The sequence below is a fragment of the Pedobacter sp. SAFR-022 genome, from assembly GCF_051965375.1.
In the GTDB taxonomy this organism is placed as follows: domain Bacteria; phylum Bacteroidota; class Bacteroidia; order Sphingobacteriales; family Sphingobacteriaceae; genus Pedobacter.
The window spans coordinates 639271-661858 of the sequence record NZ_JBQCME010000001.1 but is presented as its reverse complement, the minus strand read 5'-3'; the positions used below and the strand labels follow the sequence as shown (position 1 = coordinate 661858).

Here is a 22588-nt window from a genome sequence, read left to right as displayed (position 1 = left end):
CCATAAAGAATACCCCATTACTTGTTCTAGTTACTCTTTTAATTTCAACTGTATGTATGAGCTGCAAGCAGGATAGTGGCGGCAGCACGCCAGGTTACGGCTTTAAAGCACCAGAACAAGGCGCAGCCTTTGTTTCCGGGCAGGATATAGATGTGCAACTGGACATCCCGGAAGGGCAGACCATCAAGTCTGTAACGTATATGCTCGATAGTACGCAATTGGGCACAAAAAACGATGCAAGCGCCTTCCGTTTTCCTACAAAGGAACTTTCTTTAGGTTACAAGCTGATCTCCGCAATCGTTGATAATGGCAGCAGTAAAGATACCCTTATGGTAAATATCCTGATCAAATCCGCGATTAAGCCAGCTGTGCACGGCTATCAGGTAGTCAATACTTTTCCTCATGATACCACTTCTTACACCCAGGGTTTAGAATACCACGACGGGCGCTTCCTCGAAAGTACAGGAGAGTATGGAAAATCGACCTTACGCTGGGTAGATATGAAGTCGGGTAAAGCTATACAGCGCATTGATATTGATAAGCAGTATTTCGCCGAAGGCTCTACTTTAATCGACGGTAAAGTGATCCTGTTAACCTGGGAGCACAATATGGGCTTCGTTTACGACGCAAAAAGCTTTAAACAACTGGGTTCCTTCAACTACCAGAACAGCCGTGAGGGTTGGGGGCTTACCTTTGATGGTAAACAGTTGTTGAAATCTGATGGTACCAACAAGATCTGGTTCCTGAACAAAGAAAACTATCAGGAAGAGCATGTAATCGAAGTGTTCGACGACCAGGGCGAGGTCAGCCAGCTGAATGAACTGGAGTATATTGATGGAAAGTTATACGCTAACATCTACCAGTCTAACAGGATTGCCATTATAGACCCCAAAACAGGCGCTGTAGAAGCTTACGTCGATGCAACTGGCATTCTGCCTAAGAGCGACACTTTCTTGAACACAGATGTCTTAAATGGAATTGCATGGGATGCAAAAGGAAAGCGGCTTTTCATCACAGGAAAAAGATGGGACAAGCTTTTTGAAATCAAGCTAACCGAAGCGAAAAGTCAATAAAAAAGAAACAGCGGCCATATCAAGCCGCTGTTTCTTTTTCTGCCCTGCAGAGGCATTATATCTGGTGCCCGGGCCATCCTCCCTGTAGCACCCACCTGAGAAAAGGCTAATCTTTCTTCTTATCCTTAGACTCAGCGGCCTTTTCTTTCGGCTCCTCAATGTTTCCGTTAAAGGAAATCGGCTGCCTGTTGATGTTCTGCACCGACAAACTCGCATAACCTTTCTCCGTGATGTTAAAAGTTAACTTCTGACGGTCTTTAATATCATTCGGTTCAATGGTTACCACCCAGTTTTTCTTCTTTTTCTCTGCAGAGTACTTAAAGTCCTTAGACTTAAACTTCGTACCAGCATCTTTCGGGTCATAAGAAGGTGTAAAAGAACGGCCGTAGAATGGCAGGTAAGCCACTACGCTGTCTTTTGTCACCCGTACATCGTACTGTGAGCCCGATAAGTTCAGCAGGTTGTTCCTCGAATTTGGATACTGATTTAACACCTGGTTCAATGCATTGTCTGCCATTGGAATGGCGGTAACGGCATTAAACACGAAGTTCTGCTCCTTCAAAAGTTTCGCAGTAGTCTCCTTGTCGGTTTGTGCGCTGGCATGTAGTGCGCCAACCGCAAATATGATGGTGAATAATTTCGTTAATGGTTTCATAATTATGTAGTTAATAACTATTAAACAAGGATGCAATCAAAAGGTTTAATCCATAAAAAATGCCGGATCAAATAAAATTGACCCGGCATTGCAATGCTAGTTGCTGTGATTATTTAAAATCTGCAGCCGTTAGAGGCGTATTGATTTTTACGTCTTTAATCACGATGGTCATTTCCTGAGTAGCGTCGCCCATGGGCACGATTTGAACAACTCTGTAAGGCATCAGTACATTGCCTGCCTTTTTATATTCGCTGTAAATCATGGTAATCGCTAGATCCTTACCGGCACCTTTTACAACACGCTCTTCCTTAATTAGTAAGCCGGTTTTTGCGTCATAATACTCGGTTTTCTTTGAACCAGCGGCTGGGGTAACGTTGATCTTGTAGGCTGGTACATCACCAACTTTGCTGATACCGCCATCTTCCAGTTGTGCAGCAGTATAGTACAATTGCTCAAACATACCTTTTTTTGTCTTTTTCTCTTTTAGTTCTTCCGGCGTATAGCTAATGGTTGAAGGACCTTGCACCTTAGTACCGGTTGTACCATCAAAAACATCTTTCATCACCGTGGTGCCGCCCATTGCAATCACCGTGCTCTCCAGGTTTGGAGCCATCTGTTTTGAGGAAGCATTTAACCGTTGCCCTTGTACCTCGAAATCACCGGTAGAAACAATGGTATTTACTTTCTTCAGTTCTGCTTCACCACCAATGGCATTGATGTAGCTCGAAATCACCTCTGCAGGTGTTTTCTTCGGCACTGCGGCAACGACAGCCTCGTTAACCGGGTTCGCGTATTTATCATACAACTTCAGGGCGTAACCGAGTTTCTTCAATCCAGGTAAAATGTCTTCCTGTTTGCCCACCACAACTATACGGGCATTATCGTGACCAAAGTATTTCTGGCTTACACGCAGCACGTCTTCCTGCGTCACAGCGTTAATTTTTTTCAGATAAGTACGGTAAAAATCCTTAGGCAGATCGTTGATCATGATGTTCAACGCGAAAGAAGCCATACGGGCAGGGTTCTCCAAGCCAAGGGCAAAGGTGCCATTATACAGGTTCTTCGCATTCTGAAGATCCTCAGCGCTAACCTTCTCCGTACGCATGATGTTAATTTCCCTTAAAAACTCCACCACGGCACTATCTACTTTCTCGTTTCTTACCGCAGCACTGGCGCTGAATTTAGCCTGAAAACGGCCTGAGCCTGTCGAGGAGTAAGCACCATAGGTGAAACCATGTTTCTCACGCAGGTTGGTGAATAACTTCGCATCTGCGCCACCACCCAGGATCTGATCTGCTAGAAGTACCGCGTGGTAATCCGGAGAGCTCAAAGGCAAATCAACCAGGTTGGTTACCGTAATTTCCGCCTGCACCGCAGTAGGCACATCGATCAAATTAATCTCTGTCTGGTTAGGGTTGCTAACCGGAGCCAGCTTAGGTAGCGTTAAACTTGCACCCTTCCAGTCGCCAAAGGCTTTTGTTGCTAAAGCCCTGGCTGCAGCAGGGGTAATATCACCCACAAAGGTCAGATAGCCTCTTGAAGGCGTAACATATTTGCTGTACGCTGCTTTTACATCATCCAAGGTAATCGAGTTTACCGACTGCTCGGATACAAACTCGCCTATCGGGTGATTTACGCCATAGCTAAGTGCATTCACTACCCGGCCTGATATGGCCTTTGCACTGCGCTCATTCGATTTAATACCGGTTAAGGTTTGTGATTTTAGCTTGTCGAAGGACTCCTGTGGGAATGATGGGTTGCGCAAAGCTTCTGCCATCAGCATAAAGGTGTCGTTAAAATAGCGGGTCAAAGAAGAAGCAGAACCACCAGAAGAGCTCACATTTACGTCAGCCCCCATCAGGTCAATAGCCTCATCAAACTGTGCCTTTGTTTTCTTGGTCGTACCCTCACTTAACATGCCGCCCATCAGGCTCATTACGCCTGCTTTAGCACCTTCAGTAATCGGTCCTGCATCAATGCTGTAGGTTGCCGTAACTTTCGGGAGTTTGTGGTTTTCAACCACGAGCACGGTAATGCCGTTCGGTAATTTATAAATCGCAGGATCTGCGAAGGTTATGGTAGGCGCCGGACCAGGTTTAGGTTTCTGGCTTCTATCTAGCTTTTGCGCCATCACCGAATGTGCAAAAAGCCCGGTAAGCGCAAGTATGAATATTTTTTTCATGTGTTTTGAAATATTGTTGTGGTGCCGAAGCCCTGAGGGCTTCATGTTCCTGGAAAATTAATGTTAGCGGATGCGCTATTTCTTCGGTAAATAATATAGAACTACACGTTGATCCTTGTTCAGATACTTTTTCGCCACCGTTCTGATCTCTTCGCGGGTAATGGACTTGATGATATCCAGTTCCTCGTTAATGTCATTGGTGTTTTTGTTATGGAAAGTATATCCTGAAGCCAGGTTTTCCGCCACCCCAAGCATCCTGCTGTTTGCACTTACATAGCTGTTCTCAAATTGATTTTGCAGCTTTTTAAACTCCTTCTCCGTGATCAGGTCCGTTTGCAGATTTAATACCTCTGCGTCAATGTCATTCAACAGGTCGGTCAAAGGCGTGTTGTTGTTCGGCAATGCTAAAGCGATATAGGCGCCATGATTTTCCAGGCCGTAATTGAAGGCACTCACCTGCAAGGCGGTTTTCTTCTCATCCACCATTTTACGGTTTAATCTTGAACTGCCGCCGCCAGATAGTACCGAACTGATCATCTCCATCACTTTGGAATCGCGGGAGCGCATACCCGGAACACGGTAGGCCGTGAAAATTGCCGGGATCTGAATGTTCGCATCATAGGCCGTATCAATGATCTGTTTGTTAATCTCTGGCAGCTTGTAAGGTGTTTTTACCACTGGCGCACCTTTAGGTACCTCATCAAAGTATTTTTTTACCAGTGTTTTGGTTTTCTCTACATCAATATCACCTGCAATCGTTAACACGGCATTACCCGGTGCATAATATTTCTTAAAGAACGCTAAAAATTCATCCAGTTTAGCAGCATCCAAATGTTCCATGGAACCGATCGGCTGCCATTCGTATGGCGTACCTTTAAATAGATGGCGGAAGATGTTCTCTGCAAACTTACCATAAGGCGAGTTGTCGATACGCAGCCTTTTTTCCTCTTTCACAACCTCGTTCTGCGTTCTAACACCATTCTCATCAATTTTAGGGTGCAGCATGCGCTCACTTTCCAGCCATAAGCCCAGTTCCAGCTGATTGGAAGGGAACATTTCGTAATAGAACGTGCGGTCATGACTGGTGTTTGCGTTGTTTTGTCCACCATTGCTGCTCACGGTTTTCATGAACTCACCGCGTTTTAGGTTGGGACTTCCTTCAAAAAGCAGGTGCTCAAAGAAGTGGGCGAAGCCGGTACGTTGCGGATCTTCATCTTTAGATCCTACATGGTACATGACGGATACAGCTACAACGGGTGCTGTTTTATCCTGGTGCAGGATAACATGCAGGCCATTATTGAGGTCATACTCGGTAAATTTTACTTTTTGAGCAGTAGCGCCCAAGCAAAGGCCCGATAAGACCAGGGTTGCGAGGAAATGTTTTTTCATTTATTTGGATTTGCGTTTTATTCAGATCAATCAGGATCTTAAAACACCTGTTGTGCCTTAAGATCCTGAGTTTTCAATATTGGATATTGCTGGGAACGATTTAAGATCTCCAGGCTTTGTATTGGTTAATTAATCCATTTGTGGAGGCATCGTGCGTATTTACCTGCTCATTACCCTTCAGCTCCGGAAGGATGCTTTTTGCAAGTTGTTTACCCAATTCAACACCCCATTGGTCAAAGCTGAAGATGTTCCAGATAATGCCCTGTACAAAGATCTTGTGCTCGTACATGGCGATCAATGCACCCAGGCTGTAAGGCGTAACCTTTTTCAACAAGAAGGAATTGGTTGGCCTGTTACCTTCAAATACTTTGAACGGCGCCAGTTTAGCGATTTCCTCAGCAGATTTACCCTCGGCGCTAAGCTCCGCATGGATCTGCTCCCCGGTTTTGCCGTTCATCAGGGCTTCGGTTTGTGCGAAAAAGTTCGAAAGCAGTATCGGGTGGTGTTCGCCAATCGGGTTCAAACTTTGCGCAGGAGCGATGAAATCGCAAGGGATCAATCTTGTACCCTGGTGGATCAGCTGATAGAATGCATGCTGACCATTGGTTCCAGGTTCACCCCAGATCACCGGACCCGTTTCATAATCCACCTCTTTGCCGTTGCGGTCCACGTGTTTTCCGTTACTTTCCATGTCACCTTGCTGGAAGTATGCTGCAAAGCGATGCATGTACTGGTCGTAAGGCAGAATGGCCTGAGTTTCAGCGTTGAAGAAGTTGATGTACCACACGCCAAGCAGACCCAGGATCACCGGAATGTTCTTCTCAAATGGGCTGCTTTCAAAGTGCTGATCGGTGGCATGTGCACCTTTTAACAATTCTTCAAACTTATCAAAGCCCAGGCTCAAGGCAATTGGCAAGCCGATTGCGCTCCAAAGCGAATAACGGCCACCTACCCAGTCCCAGAATTCGAACATGTTATCGGTATTGATACCAAATGCAGCAACGTCCTTGCTGTTGGTCGATAAAGCGGCGAAGTGTTTCGCGATATCTTCTTCCGCAGCACCTTTTTCCAGGAACCATGCTCTTGCAGTACGCGCATTGGTCATCGTTTCCTGCGTGGTGAAGGTCTTGGATGCAACCAGGAACAAGGTCGTTTCCGGATCTACACCTTTCAAGGTTTCCACCATGTGCGTACCGTCAATGTTCGACACAAAGTGCATGTTCAGGTGGTTCTTATAGGCTTTTAGTGCTTCAGTAACCATTACCGGTCCTAAGTCTGAACCACCGATCCCAATATTCACGACATCGGTGATCGCTTTGCCGGTATATCCTTTCCATTCGCCGGAGATAACTTTCTCCGAGAAGGATTTCATCTTGTCTAATACACGGTTCACCTCTGGCATTACATCTTTTCCTTCAACCAGGATTGGCGTATTGCTTTGGTTCCGCAGTGCGATATGCAGCACAGGTCTGTTTTCTGTCTGGTTGATGGCTTCGCCCTTGTACATGGCTTTGATGGCCTCATCCAATTTGCATTCTTTGGCCAGCTGCACCAACAAAGCTATTGTGGTATCATTGATACGGTTTTTAGAATAATCCAATAGGATATCATCAAACAAGATGGTAAACTTTTGGAAACGTTCCGGATCCTCAGCAAATAGCTGCTTCATGTTCTTCGAGTTGATGTCGATGAAGTGATCTGCGAGATACCTATAAGCTTGTGTTTCTGTGAAGTTAATTGTTGGAAGCATATGCAATAGTTTTTAATGCTAAAATAACGGATATTTAGCTCGGTAACGAAGCAATTACAAAAACTTTCTGTTAAACGGGAACCTGCTTTAGGGTTGAACCGGCCTCAAACCGCCCTCGAGACGGCGTCAACTCGCCCTTGACTCGCCCAACGGGCGGCAGAAGGGCGTATCTAGGCCCTTATGAACGCTGATTAACGTTAAACTTTGTTAAATGGCTATGAGGCTCTGAAAAGGAGTTTATCTTTAAAGCTTACATTTTCATCCATGCAGCAGATCAGATTGATTTTTGCCACTGCAACTATTGTTGCTTTTTTATCCACTACTTGTTTGTTTGGTCAAGAGAAGCTCGGATCGGCGATCAATGGGAGCTTTGTTCGTATAGACTCCAATCAGCAGCATGGCTATACCATGGACACGGAAGCCCTGGGAAAAGCTATTTCAGGCACTAGAATATTTGCGTTGGGGGAGGCAACCCATGGCACCAGAAATTTTGTTGATTTCAGGTTATCAATGATAAAAAAGCTTGTACTCGAGCTTGGCTATCGAGCCATTATCACTGAAAGCGATTTTTCGAGCACAATTGCCATGAACGACTACATTCTTAATGGACAGGGGGATGTAAGGAAATGTCTGCAGGGCATGGGATATTGGATGTGGAATAACCCCGATTTTTTAAGAACGATCGAGTGGCTTAGAGCATACAATTCGTCTGCCGCAGGCGAGAATAAAGTTCAGATTTTTGGATGTGATATGACAGTGCCTGGGGTGATAGAACAAATTCTGCGTGGACAGCACACATTGAAGCAGCCTTTAACTGAGCAATCCATGTCAGGGTTGAAAATACTCGGTGTGTGGTCTGGCAGGTCTATCTCAAAAGAAGAGAAAACAAGTTTGACGGAGCTAAGTGCAGCCTTAAACAGCCAATTGCCGCTGTACAAAGACACCAGTTTGTTCAAGCAATCCTTAAAGACAATTTTGCAGGTTGTTTCATTCCGTTTGATGGGACCGGGCAAAAATCAGTCTGCAATCCGGGATAAAGCGATGTTTGATAACATCAATTGGATATACAATATTGGAAGGCAAGGAAAAGTGATTTTTTTGGCGCATAATCTTCACATCTCGAAGAAGTCAATTCTAAGCGGCTGGGAGAATGTCGGATCACTTCTACATAAAGCCTATGGCTCTAAGTATTATTCCTTGGGACTAATTTTTTCCGAAGGCGCATTCAGAGCGCAAGACCGGGTAAGTGGAAAGTCTAAGGTGTTTAGTGTCGATTCGAACAGGCGGTCCCTTGAATTTGCATTGCATAACAGCACTATGCCCAATTTCTACTTAGATTTTTCTTTTGCGGAGAACATTAATGTCCCGGGTGAATTTTTTAATAAAGCGCAGCCGATGCGGGCGGTAGGCGCCTTGTTTTCAAACAGCAAAAGTGATGATGCAGCCAGCCTGGTTGTTGCGGTTCCCTCCGAAGCGTTTGATGGAATTGCCTTTTTCAAAGAAACATTTGCAACCGATCCTTCATTTGGCTGGAAGAAATATGAATAATTTTACAGCAACTTCCCGTACCATCTGAAGTTCGGGATTTCCACGGTTTCCCTCGTATTTGTTAGACTGCAAAGAAAAAAAAATGTCACAACCGGTCATTGTTGAACCTGATCATACGGAATGTAATGCTCCCATTCCCAGGGGGTATAGATATCCCCAATACTTTCTTCCAGCAGTTGTTTGAAAATGCTTTCCCCAGCATCATTGTTGGTCATGATAACCACGCCGATCCCTTTATCAGGATAAGCAATGCTGTAGTGTCCCCAGCCTTCATCATGCCCTTCCTTAAAAAATGCAGGCCCATGTGGCGTTTTAAATACGCCCACACCAAGTCCGTAGCTCAGTTGAATATTATCGTTTAAGGTACTGTCCTTAAGCGCAAGTGGACCGAACTGTTTGAGGGATCTGATTCTTACCTGCGGGGCAATCATGTTTTTGAAGGTCGTTTTAGAAAGCCCCTTATGCTGCATCAAAGCGGTAAAGAAGCGGCTATAATCTTCAAGCGTGGTGCACATGGTACCTGCGCAGCCCGCCTCTTTCCATTCCATAAACTCGTAGGGTTTACCAGTGGTATCATGTCCCAGTACCAGATTTTTCGCATATTCAGGATGCCAGACATAGCTGGTTTGTTCCATTTTGAGTGGGATAAACACCCGTTCACGTGCAATGCTTTCGTAATCTTTCCCGGTGATCTGTTCAATTACGAACTGCAATAAATACAAGCCTTCACCAGAATAACTATACCTGCTGCCTGGATTGAATTTTATTTTAATTTTTCCGTCAGGCTCAAACCAGCGCCAGTTCGGGAAGCCTGTGGTATGTGTCAAACACATGCCTGCGGTAATTTGCTCATAACGACTGTCCGCTTTGAGGTCCTGATAACCGCGTTTCCAACCGGGTATGTTGTACTCCGTTAATGGTTTTGAAAGATATTGTACAAGTGGTTTGTCCAACTCGATTACCTTTTCCTGCACCAGTTGTGCAACAATATAGGCGAATACGGTCTTGCTGAATGAAGCGGCATACATCACCTGCGAGGTTTTCAAGGGCTTTTGTTCGGGTACATTTGCCAGACCGAAGGCTTTCATGAATAAAGGTTTGTTATCATTATAAACAACGATGCCTAAACCGCTTACACCTGCTGTGTTCATCAGGGTCTGAATGCGAACTGTCAGGCTGTCTGCAGTGATTTGGCTGCCGTCAATACGTTTTATCGATTGTGCTTGGGCGTGAAGCGAGATGCTTGACATGCAGAGCAGCAGGAAGAAAAGCTTTTTCATAAGAACAGATTACCTCCTTCTAATTTACGAATCTACCTTGTGATTTTGTGGGCCTTATGATGTCGCCTCCGGATCAATCGGTAGGGTGAAGTAAAATGTTGAGCCTGAACCTGGGCTGCTTTCTGCCCAGATCCTGCCGTCATGGCGTTTAATAATCTCAAAACACAAGTACAGGCCGATGCCGAAGCCAGCAATCGTCTGACTTTCGGCATTATTTACCCGGTAATAGCGTTCAAAAATCTTGGAAAGGTCCGCCTCCGCCAGACCCTTACCTTCATCCCTTACACTCACCATGGCGTGACCATCCTGGATTCTGCAGGCAATATGAATCGTGCTGCCTTGTGGCGAATATTTAACCGCATTGCTGATCAGGTTGTTGATGACCTGGCCTATCTTATCGCGATCCGCCTTAACCATCATCCGTTCAGCGGCTGCGAAAACAAACTGATGATTGCTCACCTGCACCATACTCTCTTCCTCAGATTCCCGGATAAGTTCGGCCATGTCAAAACATTTACGCTCAATGTGAATCTGGTTGTTTTCCAGCCGGGAGACATTCAAAAAGCTGTTAATCAATTTCATCATGCGGTCTACCTGCCGGATGGCCTTTCCAGCCAAACTTTTACTGGAGTCGTCCGCATTCCTTGTGGCATTACGTTGTAACACCTGCAGGTAGCCGTGCATGGAAGTAAGCGGGGTTTTAAGCTCATGGCTCACCATGGAAATGAAATCATTCTTACGCTGATCATTGTGTTTTTCCTCGGTGATGTCCAGGATGGTGCCAGTCATCAGGATGGGTTCGCCTGCATCATCATAGGTCGCCTTCCCGGTAGAACGCAGCCATCTTGAGGAACTTCCCTCCCTGGGATGCAGCAGATGTTCAACCCGAAAGCTCCTTTTCTCTGTTACTGCAAGGTTGATGTGATCGCGTACATAATCGCGGTATTTTGGATCGATCATCTCAAAACTTTCGCTCAGTGTGATTGCATCGCCGGAACGAAGACCGTGAATCAACCTTGATCTTTCGGATAGGGTAAGCTTGCCGGTTTTCCAGTCGACCGTCCATATACCGAGTTCAGTAGCGTCTACCGCCAGTTGCAGGCGTTCTTCAGCCTGCTCAGCAGCTTTGCGTGCGCTAACCTGCTCGGTAATGTCCAGTGCGATACAGATGATACTGTGGCTTGAACCGTCTGGGTTCTTCAATGGCTTATAAATGAATTTATAATAACCACTTACAAGCTGTCCATCATGCTCCAGATGCGCCGAAAGTTCGTTTCCATAGAAGGTTTCACCAGTTCTATATACCTGATTCAAAAGTCCTTCAAATGGTTGGCCCTTGAGTTCCGGCAGTGCTTCTACTATTGGTTTGCCTAAGATGGATTTATCTTTCCCTAACATGGTGAGCATCAGATGGTTTGCTGTTTCGATCATCATCTGTTCACCGGTGACGATGAATGAGGCTACAGGGGCCTGCTGAACCAAGTCCCGGAATCGGCCTTCGCTTTCAACCAGGCTGTCGTACATCTGGCGCAGGTTTGCCGTATATTCCTTAAGTTCTCTATTTAACCGTCTGATATCAACGTTAGAGGTCTGCAGCTCTTTATTGATTTGTGCAAGCTCGTCGTTGCTTGTGCTGAGCTCCTCATTGCTCGTGGTAAGTTCTTCGTTCAGCGCCTGGATTTCCGCCTCGCTTGCAAGTAACCTGATGTTGCGCAGCTCCCGCTCGGTAACGTTGGCAGCACGGTGCAGAATTGCATAGGCATTTCCGGCGGCATCTTTAATTGCACGGTATTCATATTCGGAATAGCGCGTTTGAACAATTCCGTTTTTCGGGGTATCTATGACTGCTATGCCCGCATCGCTGATGCCAGTCTTCAATACCTGCTGCATCATTTTTTTAAAAGGCCGGCCTTGTAATGCTGGTACGGCTTCATACAGGGGCAGACCGATGACTTCTCTGCCCTTTCCCCAGAGTGCCAGCATGGCGTCATTTGCAAATTCAATAATGATTTCCTCGCCAGTATATATGGCCATTGCATCCGCTGATAAAGCAATGATGTCCAGTAGTGTGCGCTCAGTTAATCTTTTCTTGTCTTGCTCCTTCAAACCTGTAGTGTTTAGTGTTGATTAAGGCTTTTGAGCGTAGAGATGTTTAGAATTTCTGAAAATGATGCTTGTAGAGCGCAAAATGCTTCATTCTGCCTATATTCGGCGAGACATGTTAGAAGATTCAAGCCTAAAGTTTAAATTCCTGCTGCTGTTTGGCCTACTTTACAGTTGTACTAGGCCAAATGAACTGAAAAGAATTGAAAGCACCGCTGCATCTTACATCGCAGTTGCTGGTGTTGACACTGCGTGGTTAGATCTCAACATCAAAGGGACAACTTTCAAAGGTAAATGTGCAATTAGCTTCGCTGACAAGTTTACCGACTCTGGGGAGGTCAGAGGCCTTATTCGTGGAGATACCCTGCTAGGCGACTTTCATTATCTGCATTATGGTCTGGAATGGAAGCGGGTTGCTTTTGCGTTATTAAGGAAGGATCAAGCGTTGTATATGGCTGAGGGAGAGCAGGGGGAATATTTTAATATTCCATATTTCAAGCCGGGCGAGCTTAGGTTTGATAGCGTGAAGTTTGTGTTCCGGCCTATAACAGCTGCCAGGTAAACAAAAGCAGAAAAGAGGCTTGAATGATGGTAAGCGAGGTAAAGATCGTATGATTCTGAGCAGCTTTGTATCTGGTATAGATGATTATTGAAAAAATCGTTGCCAGGATGCTTAAGGTGTAAAAGCTGCCTGTTGAATATACCCATGGAAGGTAATTTTCAAACCTTGCGACTGCTTGCTCATGGGTTTTGGTACTCCAGAAGGCATTTAGCCACAGGATTAATGATACCAAATTGAACAGAAGTGCCGCTGATGCGACAAAAATGAAGGCCTTTTTCATTGTCCTTGGTTTTGAATTTTGAAGATACTGTTTTTCAAGCTGTAGTAGTGAATAGATGACTGCAAAAGCAGTACTCAATTGAAGTTATTCACTTATGAATAAGAAATTTGTTTGTTTAATAAAGAAGCTCAGCACCCCAATGATGCCGAGCTTCTTAGGCAATTTTTTTTTTGTTATCTGTAACTACTATTCAACAGGTTTCCAAAGAAAATGGCATTTAAGAACAAACGGTTCGTGCCAAGCCAATAACCCCGGTATGTTGGGTCATCAGCGAACAAAACGACCTTACCAATGCCGCTCGCGGTTGCGATGATTGCTGCCGAGTTGGCGACCTTGGCAATGTTTGCTTTTGAAGAATAGCCATTGATAAAAGGTGCTGCGGTGTACTGCGCTACAGTAGCGTACTTATTACTGCTTGGAAGCAGGAGGGTTGGTCCATTCTTGTTGATGAACAGCTTTCTATCGGTGATCCCAAAGGCAACTGGATGTGTGATATCCAGGTCAGCTTGAAAAATGGCTCCGTTGATCCTTTTTGAGCCTTCTACATCCTCTTGCCTTGCGTAATCCAGGCGCTCGTTTGTTGGTGCAAGGGCTGATTTAGAATTGTTTGCTTTTGCCTGTTTAGCGGCTTCGCCTTTCGTATCATCTGCCTTGCTTGCCGGTACAGCGGTAGTTACTTCTCCAGGACGTCGAAACACATCCGTTTGTGCAAGCTTTTCCTTCACTAGGTCATTTGCCACTGCCCATGCGGTTGCTGTTTGGAAAGTGATTAAAGTTCCGCCAGCTTCTACCCAGGCTTTAATCTTGTCTATCGTAGCTTTGTCCCAGACACTGTAGTTTCCGGCAGGAAGTACCAGTACATTGTAGCGCCCTAATGGCGCAGGGGCGAAGTTGCTCAGGTCAAGCTTGGAAACAGGAAGGTCAAGTTGTTGGTTTAGCAGGAACCAGACCTGACCGGCTTCAGAAGCGGTTACACCTTGCCCGAAAGCAACTGCCACTTCGGGCTTGCGGGTTGCCCTGATGTTGCTGCTGCCCAGGTCAATGCCCGCGGCGCTGAAACCGGAGCTTACCGCGGTAACGTCAATGTTGGCAATACCGGCAACCTCATTAACAGCTGCGAAGAGGGAGTCGGCTGAAAGTCGCTGCCCGACCACCGGGATCACCAGTGACCCGGGCAGAAAATCCGCTTTTCCTTTCGCTGTATTTGCACTGAAGCCTTTAAAAGCAGTTTTTACCAACACGTCCCTGCGTTGCAACTCATACAATGCCTTGGTGTAGTTGTAGTCTGTGGAATTGATCAGGTAGGCGTAGCCTGATTTGGTTCCGACAGTTTTGCCCCCTGTAGCAGGCACTGCGTTTACGGGCTCTCCTTTCGAAAAGGAACCTTTCAACTTCGCATACTTTAAGCCATAGGCATGGATGATGCTCCATCCGGTGTTGTCATAAAAGATGCTGTCTTTTAGTGTGTTTTCCTCAAAAATGGAATGTACCAGCAGGAAGTTTGGCTGTGCGGAAGGTACCACATAGGCGCTGCCCTTTTCAAATGTTTTACCCTCCTGCGTCAGGTTTGCAGGCAGTTCGAAAACTTCAATCTTATGCTGCAACAGCAAGGTCAGGAATTTGTTCGTTAGTGTTTTATCTCTGGAATCGCCGAACACGAAGGCTTTGGCGGGATTCTTTTGTCCCTGGGCAAGTGCGTATTTAAAGAAGTCTTTCTGCACCTTAAAAAGACCTGCTTTTTCAGCAACCGCACCCTTTATGGTCGAGAAGCTGGTGCTCAGGTGATTCCGGATGGTAAAGGCAAACGACAATGGGCCATTTGCAGATTCCTGCAAGATGCCGCGTGAACTGGCTTGTTCAAAGGTTGCTGCAACGGAGCCAAAGAATTTCGGGTAGGTGGAGCCATAAATCGGCGAAAGGTTATCATAATTTTCTTTCGTAAAGTACAAGGAGCCAATCTCATCAAGCGCCTGTGCATGATACTTGGCCAGGGTAACCTGGAACTCGTACAGGAACTGCGGAATGATCGGGCTTTCGTGGCTTTTGGGTGTCGGTTCAAAATAGTAGGTGGCATTGGTGCCCTGCTCATGGAAGTCGATCTGCACATTCGGGTACCACTTGTGAAAGAATGCAATGCGATTACGGCTTTCAACCTGCACCAGATTCAGCCAGTCGCGGTTCAGGTCGGTAAAGTAGTGATTGGTACGTCCGTTTGGCCACCCTTCCTGGTGCTCTTTGTCCAATGGGTCACCTACGGCAGGGAAGGAATGGTATGCATTATGCCAGTTTGCCGCACGGTCCCTGCCATCAGGATTTAACGCCGGGTCGATGAAGATGACCGAAGCGGAGAGCCAGTTCTGCGTCTCTGCATCGTCACTTGCAGCAAGGTAGTAACCAGCTAGTAAGCTGGCTTCTGTGCTGGAAGTTTCGTTGCCGTGTACACCATAACCCAGGTGAATGATAACAGGAGCACTGGTCCCAAGTACCGCTTTGCTGGGGTCTATTTGATTGAGGTGTTCCTTTCTGATGTTTTCCAGATTGCTGTAGTTCGCAGGAGAGGTGATGGTAACAATGATCTGCTCGCGCTGCTCATAGGTTTTGCCAATACCTTCCACATGCACCCGGTCAGATACTTTTGCCAGCTCCTTAAAGTAGGCAATAACCTGGTCGTACCTGGTGTAATAGCTTCCGATGGGATAGCCTAAAAACTGCTCCGGCGTAGGAATTTTGGGGTTCAAGCTGGTGGCTTTAGGAAAGAAGTAACTGTTCTGCGCCCAACTGTTGAAGGATACAAGTATGATAAGCAGCAGCGCCAGTTGGATGGTTTTTAGAATTCGTTTCATGGTTATGCGTTTGGTTTAGATTAGTAGCCGGGGTTTTGAGTTAGATCAGGGTCGGATTGTACGTCGGATAGTGGCAGTGGAAAGAGCCAGAAGTTACGGTCTGTCAGGCCAAGCACAGCTGCGGCTCGTTCCGTTCTGGCCAGATCAAACCAGCGGTGTGCTTCAAAGGCAAATTCGATTGCATTCTCCTCTTCAATGGCTTGCAATAAGCTGGCCTGTGTATTGGCTGCTGTTACTGGCACATCTGCCCTTGCGCGAATGATGTTCAGGTCTGCAGCTGCTTCGCTGAGCTTGTTTAAATGCGCTCTGGCTTCAGCACGTATGAGGTATAGTTCTGCAATACGGATGAGGTAAGCCGGGTCGGTGCTGGTGCCTGCGGTGTTATACAGCACACCATAAACGGCATTGCCAGTACCGGCAATCAGACTTTTTCTGCTGCCCCCTACGGCCGGGTCGTTTAATTTGGTGATCAAAGCTTCGGATGGTTTTAGCGTGTACTGTCCGCCAGCAGAACTTGGATACCATAAGTTCCAAAAGGTATTGCGGTCGTTTGCTGAAAAGGCAATCTCCAGCACAGATTCTGTACTTTGAAAAGGCGCCGTAAAGAAGGTATTGTAAGGCTTCACCAAGGCGAACTTCGGATTGTTGATCACCTGGGTGGCATAATCTTCCGCCTCGGACCACTGTTTCCGGTACAGATGCAAACGGGCCCGGAGTGCAAAAACGGTACTCTTCTGCGCCCTGTTTCGGGTTGTCGCATCTTCAGTCAGCAATGCTTCTGCCTTGATCAGGTCCGCCAGCACCTGGTCATAGGTCTGATCCAGTGTACTTCGCTTTACTCCTTTCAAGGAACCAAGGTCCTTCGTTGGTTCCAACTGCAGCTGCACGCCGCCCCAGCCGCGGCCAAGGTCAAAGTAAGCCAGCGCACGGATGAAGTAGGCTTCGCCCAGGATGCGGTCTTTCTCGGCACTGCTTAGGGTAGGGTCGCTTACGGCCGGCACATAGGCGATCACGCTGTTTGCCGAATTGATCGCCCGGTAAATGCCCTGGTAGGTGGCGACCGTAATCACATTGTCGGTAGGAATGGCGTTCTGATCCAGCTGCAGGTATTGGCTCAATGTTCCATTAAACACCACATTGTCGGTGGTAATGGTACCCAGTGTAGGATAGTTCGCGGCATAATACTCCTGCAGCCGATCATAAGCCCCAATAATGGCTGCTCTTGCCGTGTTGGCATCTGTAATGGAACTTTCTGTCGGAAGCGCATTATTCGGTGTTTCTTCCAGGAACTTCTTGCAGGAAGATATGCTGAGCAACAGTATGCTAAGCAGTAAGGTGGTTTTGATATGTTGTAGTTTCATGGCTTTGCTTTTGATGGTTTAGAAGGTTACGCTGGCACCAAGCTGGAATGTTCTTGGTTGTGGAACCGTTGCCCAGTCGTAACCGGCCGTATTCTGATTGTTACTTTGTGAGCTCACTTCCGGATCCAGTCCTCCATAATTGGTGAAAGTCAACAGGTTGGTGCCCTGCGCATAAATCCGCAACTTATTCATTCCGATCTTTCTGGAAACTGCTGAAGGGAAAGTATAACCCAGTGTCAGGGTCTTCAGCCTCAAAAAGGAACCATCTTCCAGGTAGCGGGAGCTCAGGCTCGCCACATTACCGCCATAGTTGTTTGCTGCACCACCGTTTTCGGTTGGATTTCCTGAATAGGTGGTTAGGCGTGGAATATCGGTCACGTCACCAGGCTGCTGCCAGCGATCGAGTTGTCTTGGCAGAAAGCCAATGTTGGCCTGCGTGCCACCATGTACCATGAAGAAATCATTCATGTTCATGATCTTGTTGCCTTTCTGGAAGTAAAAGAAGAAGCTGAAATCAAGGCCTTTGAAGGTGATGTTGTTCGTTAAGCCGCCGGTATAATCGGGTAAAGCATTGCCTACAATCTGGCGGTCGGCCGAGGTAATGATGCCATCGTTATTTACGTCCTCATATACGGCATTGCCCGTTTTTGGATCTACGTACAGTTGTTTGTAGAGCTGGAACGAGTTTACGGCATAACCTTGTTTCAGGATGGAAATGTTCCTGCCTGAAGCACCCAGGCTGATGTCTGATGCCAGCTTTTCAATTTTATTCTTATTAAAGGAGACATTGAAATTGGTGGTCCAGCTAAAGTTTTCTGTCTGGATGTTTGTTGAATTGAGGCCAAGCTCATAGCCCTTATTCCGTACCGCGCCATAGTTTTGCAGGTAAGAGGCGAACCCAGAACGGTAGGGTACAGGTACATTTAAAAGCAGATCATAGGTGTATTTATTGTAGTAGTCGGCTACAATGCCGAGCCGGTTTTTGAATACGCTAAATTCAGCGCCCAGATTAAACTGGCGGGTGGTTTCCCAGGTGAGATCGGGGTTGGCAAGTTGTGTTGGGGCAATGCCGGGTTGTTCGAGGTAGTTGGCGCCGGAGGACCATAAGCCTTGGGCGGCGTAAGCACCAATACCATTCTGATTACCGGACAAGCCTAGACTTGCACGAATCTTAAAGTCGTCGAAGAAGTTCAGGTTTTTGATAAAGTCTTCCTGACCGATCAGCCATGCCACCCCTCCCGAAGGGAAATAACCCCAGCGTTTGTTTGCGCCGAACTTGGAGGATCCGTCTGCGCGGATACTTCCATCCAATATGTATTTGTTCTTGAAGGTATAACTCACTTTACTGAAAAAGGAAAGCAGCTTTGAGGAGGTACGGAAGGAAGAACCGGATCTGGTAGCGGCTACGGCAACGGAGCGTAAGCTGTTGGCGGCAAAACCTGTTCCCGTGGCACTGGTGCCCTCATTGAGCACGGTGTTGATGGTGTTTCCAATAAGTGCATTCAGGTTGTGCTGCTTGTTTTCGCCGAAGGTTTTGATGTAGGTTAGCACCTGCTCATTGGTCAATACCAGGTTCTTGTTTTCGGCGGAAGAAGCGGAACCTTTGGTCGCAATACCCGCACTGATCAATGTATTAGCATAGCTGTTATCGTATTCACTCGTATTATCAATGCTCCAGCTGCTGCGGAGTTTAAGTTCTGGCAAAAAGCTGTACTCGCCATAAATGTTGCCGATGGTTCTCCAGCCTACGGCTTTGTTGTCGAGATTTTCGATCAGTGCAATGTGGTTGTCGAAACTACCGTAGCGGGCAAAGGTGCCATCTTCATTGTAAATCGGCAGATAGGAACGTGGAAACAGTGCCGAGTTGATCACCCCGGTCGGATTGTTATCACTGCCGCTTAGGTTCCTTTCCGAGCGGGTGAAGTTTAAGCTGGTTCCTACTTTAAGTTTATCGCTCAGAAAATTATCATAGTTCAGTCTACCGGCATACCGAGTGTAATCCGAAGGCTTTACAATGGACTCCTGGTTCAGGTAGCCCAGGCTGATGTAGTACGTGCTTTTGTCTGTTCCCCCTTGGGTGGAAAGTTCGTAATTCCTGGTTTTCGCCGTACGAAACAGACCTTCGATGCGGTCATAGGTTGGTAGTGATGCAGGGTCGGGGAAAGGTAGTGTGATGGTGCCGGGATCGATGCCATTGTCGGTGGCCGTGTTAATCCTCGACTCGTTGGTTAAGCGTGCAACATCGGGGCCATTTGCAACTTCAAATTTGTCTACTGCGGTAGACCAGCCCTGTATGGTGTTGAAGTTGATCCGGGCGTTGGTATTGCGTTTACCTCTTTTTGTAGTTACGATGATTACGCCATTGGCACCCAGGGAGCCGTAAATCGCCGTAGCATTCGCATCCTTCAGGATCTGGATGTCCTCGATGTCCGAGGGATTGAGATCTGCAATGGGGTTTGATGCCTGCTGATTACCTAATCCGGCGGAAATCGGATCTGCATTGCTGACAAACACGCCATCGATGATGTACAAAGGGTCTACGGAAGCATTGATGGAGTTGTTCCCACGAACGCGGAAGGTGATGCCGCCACCGGGTACGCCCGAATTGGAGCTTACCTGAACGCCAGTTGTTTTTCCCTGGAGCAGTTGGTTGAAGCCCCCAGCGGGTTGATCCTGTACCACTTTACCGCTGACGCTGGAGATGGAACCAGCGATGTACTTTCGCTGCTGCGTGCTGTAACCAGTAACGACGATATCGTTCAGCTGAACCTGGTTTTCTTCCAGGAGGATGGTTACCGGCGTACCGTCTACAACAGTTTCTTTCTGGAGGTAGCCGATATAGCTGACTTGCAAGGTGTAAGGGAAAGCCTGGCCGGTGGAAAAAGTGAACTTGCCATCCTGATCGGCAGATACGGCATGGGTAGTACCCTTGATCTTGAGCACGGCACCTGCAAGAGGTTGTTTGGTTTTGGCATCAAGGACGGTCCCCTGGAGCCTGGATTTGATGGTGGCTGGGTTTACCTGCGCAGTACCCAACTGTACCCAAAGGGCAAGTAGGGTTACGCAGAAACCTTTTGGAAACAAAGATTTCATGGTTGTTTAGGTTGATTTTTAAGGCAATAGAATTCCTGCTGTGCTTTGCAGCGCAGTTAATCGGCAGGAAGAAATGTTGTTGTTGGAGGCCAGGCTTGGCCGCTTATCGGAAGATTAACACATGCACATACACATTCGGAAAAAGGCATTGGTAGCACAAACTTGTGGTTCGAAAGAAATGGCTAACAATTGGACTTTTTTCGCAAGGATCATATCCTTTTCTGTGGCATGTGTTGAATACATAATAAAGTCTACTAAATTACTAGGCAAATATAGCTTTAAAATTCACTATTCCAAATATTATTTTTTAAAAGCCCTGATGTGTTAGTTTGTAAAAATAATATTTGGCAACAAAGGGCTTTTCGGCCATTCGAAAGACCTGGATAGCTAAGAAATCGAATCACAGGTTAGCGTCTTGGTAAGACGAATCTCTGTTTTTGACGATCGCTTTTTGCTTAATCAAGCATATAAATTGTTTTTAAACCGTTTTGCCAGCAATCCCGTCGCTGCCTGGAGATCAATGTCTGCTACGATCACACCTGTACGACCATAAACTTCATGTGCAATGCAGGTTCCCTCAGGCGCTACGATAGCGCTGCCGGATTCGGGGTATTTAGAAGCATAGTTCGAGCTGGCGAAGTAAATGGTATTCTCCAAGGCCCGCATCATCATTGCCTTCTCGTAGTAGGGATTATCTTTATGCCCCCATTCTGTCAAGCTTGGTCCTTGCGTATCGCTTCCCGCGAAATGTGGATGAAAGACCAGCTGGGCACCTTGCTGCGCCGCCCAGCGTACCGACTCCGGGTACCGGAAGCCTTCATGGCAGATCGTTATGCCGAACTTTAGTCCGTTTACTTCGAAGATGTTTCGTTCGGTTCCGGGAATCCAGATGTTGTCTTCTGAGGGGTCCAGCTGGTTTTTAGTTTGATAGCCGAGGACCTCCCCAGTTGCGGAAACCACATGGGCAAGGTTATATAAGCCAGCTGGAAGATGCCAGTCCATGGGAACGACAATCGCAATATGATGGGCTGCCGCAATCCTGCATACTTCCCCTAATGCCGATTGGAGACTTTCTGCAGTTCGGTCTTCCTGCGTGTATGGCATGCCAGGGTAACCTGGAAGATACGATTCTGGAAAACAGATGATCTCAGCCTGCTGCGCTGCAGCATCTTCGACCAGCTGTTGCAGCCAGTATAATCCATCCTGTAAACCTTTTATGATTGGGGGAGAAGCGACTGCGATTTTCATAAACCTGGCTTTTTCTGTTAATGTTCGATTTAAAGTTAAGCGAATTTCAAGGAAGATCTATTTTTAAAAATGTCGTTTTCGGGCTGTATAAAGTAGTAGGCTTAGCATGGCAACGAAATTTGAGAAGTTAGGATGTTTTGTTTTATCTTGATCGTCAAGAAAATACGATCATGACTGACGAAATAATTAAGAATTTCCCAGGCCAATTTGCGGCTATTGACCAGGCAACGAATGATGCAGGTTTTACCATGCCTTCTGAGGCTAAGACGGGGGCGCTCTTGAGCATGCTCGCAGGCACTAAGCCGTCAGGAACAATGCTGGAGCTTGGTACCGGCACCGGACTTTCCGCCGCCTGGATTCTAGATGGTATGGATGATAAATCCACACTAACATCAATTGATAATGATCCTACCTTCCTGAATATTGCCAGGCAATATCTGGTTGATTCAAGATTAAGCTTGATTCAGCAAGATGCGGGTGAGTGGATAGCGGAGAACAGAAAATTGAAGTTCGATTTTATATTTGCTGATACCTGGCACGGGAAATATTTGATGCTGGCAGAAGTACTTGACATGCTTAAGCCTGGCGGACTGTATATTATAGACGATATGCTGCCACAGGCAAATTGGCCGGACGGACACCATGAAAAGGCACTCGAGCTTGTCGAAGTACTGGAGTCCAGAGCTGACTTAAACATGGTTAAGCTGGCTTGGGCAACCGGTATCATCATCTCCAGTAAGAAAGTATAAAAACATACCTCCCAAGCTGCAGCTAGAAGATCAGGTATTTCCGTTGCAGGAATTCATATTTGCATTTGCGATTGATGAGCTTTAATCGTAATATTACAATGTAATACAGAAATACGCATGGGACTTACAAAAACGGAGATATTCACTGCCGAACAGAATCAGCTGGCACAGCTGTTAAAAGCAATGGCACACCCCGCGCGGATTGCAATTTTGCAGCGAATTATGGCATCAAATACCTGTATTTGCGGTGATCTGGTGGATGAACTCGGATTGGCGCAGGCTACGATTTCACAGCATTTAAAAGAATTGAAGAACGCAGGAATCATCCAGGGCACAATTGAGGGGGTAAGTGTGTGTTATTGCATCAATCCGGAAACCTGGAAATTGATGGAAACACAAATTGGAGGCTTTTTAAAGTCGTATAAAGGACCGGTAAGCTGCTGTTAAAATTTTTTGTCAGCATTTATCGTAA

General features: G+C 46.6%; 16 protein-coding genes. 5 read left to right on the top strand and 11 right to left on the bottom strand.

Going from position 1 to position 22588, the window contains the following annotated elements; genetic code table 11:
* The first annotated feature begins 56 nt into the window (after positions 1–56).
* Entirely contained in the window at positions 57–1073 is a 1017-nt protein-coding gene (locus ACTHQF_RS02885) for a glutaminyl-peptide cyclotransferase (protein ID WP_440428344.1), read from the top strand.
* 106 nt (positions 1074–1179) lie between these two features.
* Here the strand turns inward: ACTHQF_RS02885 and ACTHQF_RS02880 are convergent, their stop codons facing one another.
* The 4 genes from ACTHQF_RS02880 to pgi form a co-directional block, all read right to left on the bottom strand.
* Positions 1180–1728, bottom strand: a complete 549-nt coding sequence (locus tag ACTHQF_RS02880) for a DUF4251 domain-containing protein (protein ID WP_440428343.1) — start codon at positions 1726–1728, stop codon at positions 1180–1182.
* Positions 1729–1837: 109 nt separating this feature from the next.
* A complete protein-coding gene (locus tag ACTHQF_RS02875) occupies positions 1838–3910 on the bottom strand; it encodes an insulinase family protein (RefSeq protein ID WP_440428342.1) in 2073 nt (690 codons plus the stop codon).
* A 75-nt stretch (positions 3911–3985) separates the two neighbouring features.
* Positions 3986–5299: a M16 family metallopeptidase gene (locus ACTHQF_RS02870; protein ID WP_440428341.1), complete on the bottom strand. Its 1314-nt coding sequence runs from the start codon at positions 5297–5299 to the stop codon at positions 3986–3988.
* Positions 5300–5399: 100 nt separating this feature from the next.
* Entirely contained in the window at positions 5400–7049 is a 1650-nt protein-coding gene (gene pgi / locus ACTHQF_RS02865; RefSeq protein WP_440428340.1) for a glucose-6-phosphate isomerase, read from the bottom strand.
* 264 nt (positions 7050–7313) lie between these two features.
* Here pgi and ACTHQF_RS02860 point away from each other — a divergent pair, with 264 nt between their 5' ends.
* On the top strand, positions 7314–8597 hold the full coding sequence (locus ACTHQF_RS02860) for an erythromycin esterase family protein (RefSeq protein ID WP_440428339.1): 1284 nt from the start codon (positions 7314–7316) through the stop codon (positions 8595–8597).
* A gap of 95 nt (positions 8598–8692) precedes the next feature.
* Here the strand turns inward: ACTHQF_RS02860 and ACTHQF_RS02855 are convergent, their stop codons facing one another.
* Positions 8693–9877: a serine hydrolase domain-containing protein gene (locus tag ACTHQF_RS02855; protein ID WP_440428338.1), complete on the bottom strand. Its 1185-nt coding sequence runs from the start codon at positions 9875–9877 to the stop codon at positions 8693–8695.
* A gap of 54 nt (positions 9878–9931) precedes the next feature.
* Positions 9932–11983: an ATP-binding protein gene (locus tag ACTHQF_RS02850; RefSeq protein WP_440428337.1), complete on the bottom strand. Its 2052-nt coding sequence runs from the start codon at positions 11981–11983 to the stop codon at positions 9932–9934.
* Between the two features lie 112 nt (positions 11984–12095).
* On the opposite strand from ACTHQF_RS02850, the gene ACTHQF_RS02845 reads away from it, so the two are divergent.
* A complete protein-coding gene (locus tag ACTHQF_RS02845; RefSeq protein ID WP_440428336.1) occupies positions 12096–12542 on the top strand; it encodes a hypothetical protein in 447 nt (148 codons plus the stop codon).
* On the opposite strand, the gene ACTHQF_RS02840 is transcribed toward ACTHQF_RS02845, so the two are convergent.
* From ACTHQF_RS02840 to ACTHQF_RS02820, 5 genes are all read right to left on the bottom strand, one after another.
* Positions 12523–12822 carry a hypothetical protein gene (locus ACTHQF_RS02840; RefSeq protein WP_440428335.1) on the bottom strand — a complete coding sequence of 100 codons (300 nt, stop codon included), beginning with the start codon at positions 12820–12822 and terminating at the stop codon, positions 12523–12525. The two genes, ACTHQF_RS02845 and ACTHQF_RS02840, sit on opposite strands and share 20 nt — an antisense overlap.
* A 173-nt stretch (positions 12823–12995) precedes the next feature.
* Positions 12996–15665, bottom strand: a complete 2670-nt coding sequence (locus ACTHQF_RS02835) for a M14 family metallopeptidase (protein WP_440428334.1) — start codon at positions 15663–15665, stop codon at positions 12996–12998.
* Positions 15666–15685: 20 nt separating this feature from the next.
* Positions 15686–17026, bottom strand: a complete 1341-nt coding sequence (locus tag ACTHQF_RS02830; RefSeq protein WP_440428333.1) for a RagB/SusD family nutrient uptake outer membrane protein — start codon at positions 17024–17026, stop codon at positions 15686–15688.
* An 18-nt stretch (positions 17027–17044) separates the two neighbouring features.
* A complete protein-coding gene (locus ACTHQF_RS02825; protein ID WP_440428332.1) occupies positions 17045–20119 on the bottom strand; it encodes a SusC/RagA family TonB-linked outer membrane protein in 3075 nt (1024 codons plus the stop codon).
* A 459-nt stretch (positions 20120–20578) separates the two neighbouring features.
* Entirely contained in the window at positions 20579–21367 is a 789-nt protein-coding gene (locus tag ACTHQF_RS02820) for a carbon-nitrogen hydrolase family protein (protein ID WP_440428331.1), read from the bottom strand.
* A 170-nt stretch (positions 21368–21537) separates the two neighbouring features.
* On the opposite strand from ACTHQF_RS02820, the gene ACTHQF_RS02815 reads away from it, so the two are divergent.
* Both ACTHQF_RS02815 and ACTHQF_RS02810 read left to right on the top strand, forming a co-directional pair.
* A complete protein-coding gene (locus tag ACTHQF_RS02815) occupies positions 21538–22116 on the top strand; it encodes an O-methyltransferase (RefSeq protein ID WP_440428330.1) in 579 nt (192 codons plus the stop codon).
* 117 nt (positions 22117–22233) lie between these two features.
* On the top strand, positions 22234–22563 hold the full coding sequence (locus ACTHQF_RS02810) for an ArsR/SmtB family transcription factor (protein WP_440428329.1): 330 nt from the start codon (positions 22234–22236) through the stop codon (positions 22561–22563).
* Positions 22564–22588: the final 25 nt, after the last annotated feature.

What these genes read in the sequence shown, in the direction of transcription:
- ACTHQF_RS02815 (WP_440428330.1), top strand. Translation starts at nt 21,538, where the DNA reads ATGACTGACGAAATAATTAAGAATTTCCCAGGCCAATTTGCGGCTATT.
- ACTHQF_RS02835 (WP_440428334.1), bottom strand. Translation starts at nt 15,665, where the DNA reads ATGAAACGAATTCTAAAAACCATCCAACTGGCGCTGCTGCTTATCATA.
- ACTHQF_RS02885 (WP_440428344.1), top strand. Translation starts at nt 57, where the DNA reads ATGAGCTGCAAGCAGGATAGTGGCGGCAGCACGCCAGGTTACGGCTTT.
- pgi (WP_440428340.1), bottom strand. Translation starts at nt 7,049, where the DNA reads ATGCTTCCAACAATTAACTTCACAGAAACACAAGCTTATAGGTATCTC.
- ACTHQF_RS02840 (WP_440428335.1), bottom strand. Translation starts at nt 12,822, where the DNA reads ATGAAAAAGGCCTTCATTTTTGTCGCATCAGCGGCACTTCTGTTCAAT.
- ACTHQF_RS02825 (WP_440428332.1), bottom strand. Translation starts at nt 20,119, where the DNA reads ATGAAATCTTTGTTTCCAAAAGGTTTCTGCGTAACCCTACTTGCCCTT.
- ACTHQF_RS02880 (WP_440428343.1), bottom strand. Translation starts at nt 1,728, where the DNA reads ATGAAACCATTAACGAAATTATTCACCATCATATTTGCGGTTGGCGCA.
- ACTHQF_RS02830 (WP_440428333.1), bottom strand. Translation starts at nt 17,026, where the DNA reads ATGAAACTACAACATATCAAAACCACCTTACTGCTTAGCATACTGTTG.
- ACTHQF_RS02870 (WP_440428341.1), bottom strand. Translation starts at nt 5,299, where the DNA reads ATGAAAAAACATTTCCTCGCAACCCTGGTCTTATCGGGCCTTTGCTTG.
- ACTHQF_RS02810 (WP_440428329.1), top strand. Translation starts at nt 22,234, where the DNA reads ATGGGACTTACAAAAACGGAGATATTCACTGCCGAACAGAATCAGCTG.
- ACTHQF_RS02860 (WP_440428339.1), top strand. Translation starts at nt 7,314, where the DNA reads ATGCAGCAGATCAGATTGATTTTTGCCACTGCAACTATTGTTGCTTTT.
- ACTHQF_RS02845 (WP_440428336.1), top strand. Translation starts at nt 12,096, where the DNA reads ATGTTAGAAGATTCAAGCCTAAAGTTTAAATTCCTGCTGCTGTTTGGC.
- ACTHQF_RS02855 (WP_440428338.1), bottom strand. Translation starts at nt 9,877, where the DNA reads ATGAAAAAGCTTTTCTTCCTGCTGCTCTGCATGTCAAGCATCTCGCTT.
- ACTHQF_RS02875 (WP_440428342.1), bottom strand. Translation starts at nt 3,910, where the DNA reads ATGAAAAAAATATTCATACTTGCGCTTACCGGGCTTTTTGCACATTCG.
- ACTHQF_RS02820 (WP_440428331.1), bottom strand. Translation starts at nt 21,367, where the DNA reads ATGAAAATCGCAGTCGCTTCTCCCCCAATCATAAAAGGTTTACAGGAT.